The sequence below is a fragment of the Streptomyces sp. YS-3 genome (assembly GCF_045257485.1).
Classification (GTDB): Bacteria; Actinomycetota; Actinomycetes; order Streptomycetales; family Streptomycetaceae; genus Streptomyces.
In genome coordinates, this window is sequence record NZ_JBJHPC010001141.1 from 1 (window position 1) to 772 (window position 772).

General features: G+C 72.4%; 1 protein-coding gene. It reads right to left on the reverse strand.

The window, feature by feature from the left end; all coding sequences use genetic code 11:
* Nucleotides 1–740 (reverse strand): ABC transporter ATP-binding protein (locus tag ACJA3G_RS37980; protein ID WP_406557544.1); only part of this gene is annotated, 740 nt, incomplete at its 3' end.
* Nucleotides 741–772: the final 32 nt, after the last annotated feature.

Consider the following 772-nt stretch of genomic DNA (forward strand, 5'->3'; position numbering starts at 1 on the left):
CGGGTGTAGGGGTGGGCCGGGGCGGCGAAGAGGGTGTCCACCGGGGCCTGTTCGACGGCCCGGCCGCCGTACATCACCAGGACCTCGTGCGCGACGCGCGCGACCACCCCCAGATCGTGGGTGATCATGACGACGGCGAGTCCGTGCTCCTGCTGGAGCCGGGCGATCAGCTCCAGGATCTGGGCCTGCACGGTGACGTCGAGCGCGGTGGTGGGCTCGTCCGCGATCAGCAGCTCGGGCTCGCAGGCCAGCGCCATCGCGATCATCACGCGCTGGCGCATACCGCCCGAGAACTGGTGCGGGTACTCGCCCGCCCGGCGCCCGGGCTCCGGGATGCCGACCTCGGCGAGCATCTCCACGGCCCGTCTGCGGGCCGCCGCGCGGCCGGAGCGGAAGTGGACGCGGTGGTGTTCGGCTATCTGCTCACCGACCGTGTAGTAGGGGTGGAGGCTGGAGAGCGGGTCCTGGAAGATCATCGCCATCCGGCGCCCGCGCAGCCCGTTCAGCTCGCGTTCCGTCAGGCCCACCAGCTCGCGGCCGTCGAGCGCGATGGAGCCGGTGACTTGGGCACCGGTGTGCAGTCCCAGGACCGCCATGGAGGTGACGGACTTCCCCGAACCGGACTCGCCCACGATGCCGAGGGTGCGGCCCCGGTGGACGTCGAAGTCGAGCGAGTCGACGGCCCGTACGGGGCCGCGCGGCGTCGGGAACGTCACGCTCAGGTTCCGTACGGAGAGCAGGACGTCGTCCGCGTCCGGGGGCGGGGCGGGGT